Below are 4873 nucleotides of genomic sequence, written 5' to 3'. Positions count from 1 at the left end.
CGATCACCCGTCAACTGCATACCATCACCCGAATCACCCGCAAAACGGATAATGACCCGATCCAACTGACGCGTTTCCTTGGCCGGAGCGGACTCGCCCCCGGCGTCGGTGGAGTCGGGAACGGGGGCGGGGGCAGGCTGGCCTGGGGCGACCGGGCTCATAGCGACTCGATGTCCTTCGAAAGCGGCAGACGGTGTCGGCAGTCGAATATGTAGCGGGCCGATGCGGTGATGGCCTCGTAGTCGAACTCGTCGTGGTCGGTGACGATGAGCACGGCGTGGGCGCGGGCGATCTCCTCCGGGTCCAGCGTCACCTGGGTCAGCCCCGGGATGCCGGGCTCCTCGGTGACGTGCGGGTCGGCGAACCGCACCGTGGCCCCAGCCTCGATCAGCAGCTTGGCGATCGGCAGCGCCGGCGACTCGCGGGTGTCCCCGGTGCCCGGCTTGTACGCCAGGCCGAGCATCAGCACGCGCGAGCCGGTCACCGTCTGGTGGCGCCGGTCCAGCCCCCGGGTCAGCTTGCGCACCACGTACTCCGGCATGGCGTTGTTGAGCTCGTCGGCCAGTTCCACCAGGCGGAACCGCTTGCTCGACGCGCGCTCGACCTTCCACGACAGGTACAGCGGGTCCACGGGCAGACAGTGGCCGCCGACGCCGGGGCCCGGGGTGAAGCGCATGAAGCCGAAGGGCTTGGTCGCGGCGATCTCCAGGGCGTCCCACACGTCGACGCCGATGCCCTCGGCGTGCGTGGCCAACTCGTTGACCAGCGCGATGTTGACGTGCCGGAAGGTGTTCTCCATGACCTTCGCCAGCTCGGCCACCCGTGGCGCCTTGGCGACCACCACCTCGCGCACGATGTCCGCGTAGAAGGCCCGCACGCTCTCCAGCGACGCGGCGTCGATACCGGAGACGACCTTGGGCGTGCTCTCGAAGGTCCAGTCCGCGTTGCCGGGGTCGATGCGCTCGGGGCTGTACCCGAGGTGGAAGTCGGTGCCCGGTTCGAGGCCCGAGCCGTCCCGCAGGATCGGCGCCAGCACCTCCTCGGTGGTGCCCGGGTAGCTGGTCGACTCCAGGATGACGGTGGCCCCCGGGCGCAGCCGGCCGGCCAGCTCCCGACCCGCCGCCTCGATGAACGACAGGTCGGGAACGCCCTCGTGCAGGGGGGTGGGGACGGTGATGACCGCGATGTCGAAGGCGTCCAGGTCACCGGTGTCGATGCTCGCCTGGTAGGTGCCCCGGTCGATGACGGCACCCAGACGCCGCGAGGTGACGTCCCCGACGAACGAGTCGCCGACGGCCAGCTTCTTCACCCGGGACTCGTCGGTGTCGTAGCCGACGACCTGGTATCCGTGTTCGGCCGCGGCCACGGCCAACGGCAGGCCGACGTACCCCTGCCCCACTACGACCAGTTTCGTGGTCAATGGAAGCTCCCTAGTCGAAGAATTCACAGACCGAGTCGGCGATGTACTCCACCTGACCGTCGCTGAGATGGGGCCAGATCGGGATGGCCAGGTTCTGGTCGCTCGCGCGCCGCGCGCCGGGCCACTGGGCGCCCTCGGGGGCCCACGCCTCGAAGGCGGGCTGCTCGGGCAGCGGCACGGGGTAGTAGACGTGCGTGCCGATGTCCTTCTCGGTCAGCCAGGCGCGCAGGTCCGCGCGCCGTTCGACGAGCAGCGAGTAGACGTAGTAGCAGCGGCCGTTGCGGCCGGCGGGCGGTGCGAGCACGCCCCGGTCGGCCAGCGGCTCGAAGCGCTCCGTGTAGTAGTCGGCGATGCGGGCGCGCCGCTCCAGGCGGTCCTCGAAGCCGGCGTGCCGGTGGAGCTGGAAGGCGGCGATGACCTCGTCGAACCGGCTGTTCTGGCCGATCCGGTGGTGCAGGAAGCGGGTGATGCCGTCCTGCCCGTGGTTGCGCAGCATCCGTACGGTGCGGCCCAGCTCCGGGTCGTCGGTCAGGACCGCGCCGCCCTCACCGGCCGTGCCGAACGACTTGACCTGGAAGAAGGAGAAGACGCCGAGGTCGCCCCAGCGCCCGGCGGGCACGCCGTCGAGCACCGCGCCCTGGGCCACTGCGGAGTCCTCGATGACCTTCAGGCCCCGGTCGCGCGCGATCTTGTTGATGCGCGGCATGTCGGCCATGACCGAGAAGACGTGGGCGGGCATCACGGCGCGCGTGCGGCTGGTGATGAGCGACTCGACGGAGTCCGGGTCGATCACCATGGTGTGCGGGTCGACGTCCGCGAAGACGGGCGTCGCGCCGAAGTTGGCGACCGAGCTGGCCACCGGCTGGCAGCAGAACGCGGGCACGATGATCTCGTCGCCCGGCCCCGCGCCGAGCGCCTGGACGGCCAGATTGAGGCCGCCGGTGCCGCTGGAGCAGGCGATGACGTGCTCGGCCTCGGTCGTGCGGCGCAGCTCCTCCTCGAACTCGGCGGTGCGCCGGCCGAGGATGAACTTCTGTTCGGCGTCCGTGCCGACCTCGAAGAGCAGGTCCTTGAACGCCTGCCGGTCGTCCTCGAAGAGGTCCGGGGGGAAGAACGGGATGGTGGCCATGTCATCGCCTTCCGGCGTAGAAGTCCGAGATGGCGGCGCAGACCGTCTCCAACTGCGCCTCGGTCAGGTCCGGGTAGAGCGGCAGCGCCAGCGTGCGCTCGCAGGCCGCCTCCGCGTGGGGCAGGCTGCCCGGCCGCAGCCCGATGTCCGATTCCGCGAAGCAGGGCTGGGTGTGCAGCGGACGCGGGTAGTACGTCTCGGTGCCGATGCCACGGGCCGTCAGGTGGGCCACCAGCTCGTCCCGGGCCTCGAACTCGACCTGGTAGACGTAGAAGACCGGGTCGCTGGCCACGTCCCGGGGCACGATGCGCGGCACCGCCAGGACGCCGTCGGCGTCGCGCAGCCGCTCGGTGTAGGCGGCGGCCAGTTCGGCGCGGCGGGCGATGTCCTGGTCCAGGCGGGTCATCTTGGCGAGCAGGATGGCCGCCTGCACGTCGTCCATCTTGCTGTTGGTGCCGGAGACACCGGAGAGGTTGGAGATGCCGGCGATGTGGTCGATGGTCTTGCCCATCCGACCGTGGTGACGCAGCACGGCCGCCTGCTCGGCCAGGTCCTCGTCATCCGTGATGATCATGCCGGCGTCGCCGAGGGCGCCGAGGGTCTTGGTCGGGAAGAAGGAAAGCACGCCGCCCCGGCCGACGAGGCCGGCGTGGGTGCCGTCCCAGCGCATGCCGATCGCCTCGGCGCTGTCCTCCAGGAGGAGGACGTCGTGCCGGGCGGCGATCTCTGACAGCGCTGTCAGATTGGCCAGTTGGTGGAACAGGTGGGCCGGCATGATGGCCCTGGTCCGCTCGGTGACCAGTTCCTCGACCGAGGCCGGGTCGAGGCCGTAGTCGCCGTCGTCGGTGATGTCGGCGAAGACCGGCGTGGCGCCGACGAGGCTGACGGCCGAGGCGGAGGCGAAGAAGGAGAAGGCCGGGACGATGACCTCGTCGCCGGGCTTGATGCCGGCGGCCCGGAGCAGGATCACGAGGGCGTCGGTACCGCTGTTGACGGCGACGGCCCGGCCGGCGCCGGTGTAGTCGGCGATGGCCCGCTCCAGCTCCGCCACCTTGCGACCGTGGGAGAACTTCCCCCGGTCGAAGACATCATCCGTATGGCGGGTGATGAGCGGCCATAGCTCCTTGAAGGACTCCGCCTGAGTGAAGAACGGAACCGGCGCGGCGGGAGCATCGGTAAGCGAGGACACCATGGGGGTGACGCTATGAAGCGGTTCTGTGACGTCGCTACGGACAAGAACTTGCCGGTAGCAGTCATTCCTGGCCAGCCCACCCGAGCTGGGCGCCCCGTGGTCAAACCTGCCATACACAGGCACCCCGGCGGGCGACAGGACAAGATCTTGCTAGTCAACGAGGGCTTTCGCCACGGCGGCTGACATCCCGTACGCACCCCGCCTACCGGGCGCGCACATGCCGCTTCCCTCCGTATCCAAGCGCCCCTGACACCCTTCTGTACACCCCGTATCGAGCCCCTCACTCCCCCACCATGTTCGCCGGGGTCACCGCGGTGCGCGTCACCGGGGGTCGCACCCAGCATGGCGTAATTCCCGCGCGTGTCGATCACCACCCCGCACGCGACCCGCGGCAGCGGCGGACGGGGCGCGGCGCACCGGCAGCGGCGGACGGGGTGGGCGGGGCGAGGGTCGACGAGGTGGCGGGCCTCCGGAGCGCGGGGCACGGCGTGGTGCCGATCGGGCGGCCGGCGCGGCGGCTGTCGTCCGCGGGCGCCGGGGACGCGGCGCCCGGGCGTACGCCGAGGGGGCGCACGGGGCGAGCGTTCTTTGGCGGCTGCTCCGGGGGGGGGACGGCGACAGGCGGCGGGGAGCGGCGGCCGGGCACGCGGGAGCGGCGTGGGTTCCGGGCGCCCGTACGCGCGCGGCGCGCGAGGCACCGGGTCGGGCGGGCGGCTGCCGTGGGACGGCCGTGGTTGCCCGGCGGGGGTGGAGGTGGGGCGGGTCGGGCGCGGTCTGTGGCGGTGCGTGGGTGGCACGCCGGGGGCGTCCCGTGGCGCCCGGTGGTGCCCCCGGTGGCGCGTCGGCTCACGGCCGCGTGCCGGGGGTGGGGGGGCGGTCCGTACGGGGTCGGGCTCAGCCGGTGGGGAAGGGCGGGGCGGCGGGGGTCAGGAGGCCCTCGACGGTCTCCGCGACGCAGGTGGCGGTCAGGCCGGCCTCGGTCAGGACCTGGTCGCGGCTGCCGTGTTCGCAGAAGCGTTGGAGCAGGCCGAAGTCGTGGACGGGGGTGGTGACGCGGGCGTCGCGTAGCGCGGTGGTGATGGCCGAACCCACCCCACCCACCCGCCCGTTGTCCTCCACCGTGGCCACCAAC

At 71.5% G+C, this 4873-nt stretch carries 4 protein-coding genes; all 4 read right to left on the bottom strand.

Annotation, left to right across the window (positions count from 1 at the left end; all coding sequences use genetic code 11):
* Window positions 1–157: 157 nt before the first annotated feature.
* On the bottom strand, window positions 158–1420 hold the full coding sequence (locus ACFVFR_RS31770; protein WP_383708085.1) for a nucleotide sugar dehydrogenase: 1263 nt from the start codon (window positions 1418–1420) through the stop codon (window positions 158–160).
* Between the two features lie 10 nt (window positions 1421–1430).
* Window positions 1431–2549: a DegT/DnrJ/EryC1/StrS family aminotransferase gene (locus ACFVFR_RS31765; protein ID WP_383708083.1), complete on the bottom strand. Its 1119-nt coding sequence runs from the start codon at window positions 2547–2549 to the stop codon at window positions 1431–1433.
* Between the two features lies 1 nt (window position 2550).
* Entirely contained in the window at window positions 2551–3741 is a 1191-nt protein-coding gene (locus ACFVFR_RS31760; RefSeq protein WP_383708081.1) for a DegT/DnrJ/EryC1/StrS family aminotransferase, read from the bottom strand.
* Between the two features lie 894 nt (window positions 3742–4635).
* Window positions 4636–4873, bottom strand: a 238-nt coding sequence (locus tag ACFVFR_RS31755; RefSeq protein ID WP_383708079.1) for a transketolase C-terminal domain-containing protein, incomplete at its 5' end; no start/stop codon positions are given.

This window comes from Streptomyces sp. NPDC057702, assembly GCF_042799315.1.
Taxonomy (GTDB): domain Bacteria; phylum Actinomycetota; class Actinomycetes; order Streptomycetales; family Streptomycetaceae; genus Streptomyces.
The sequence above is the reverse complement of the archived record's forward strand: the minus strand, read 5'-3'. Positions and strand labels throughout refer to the sequence as shown.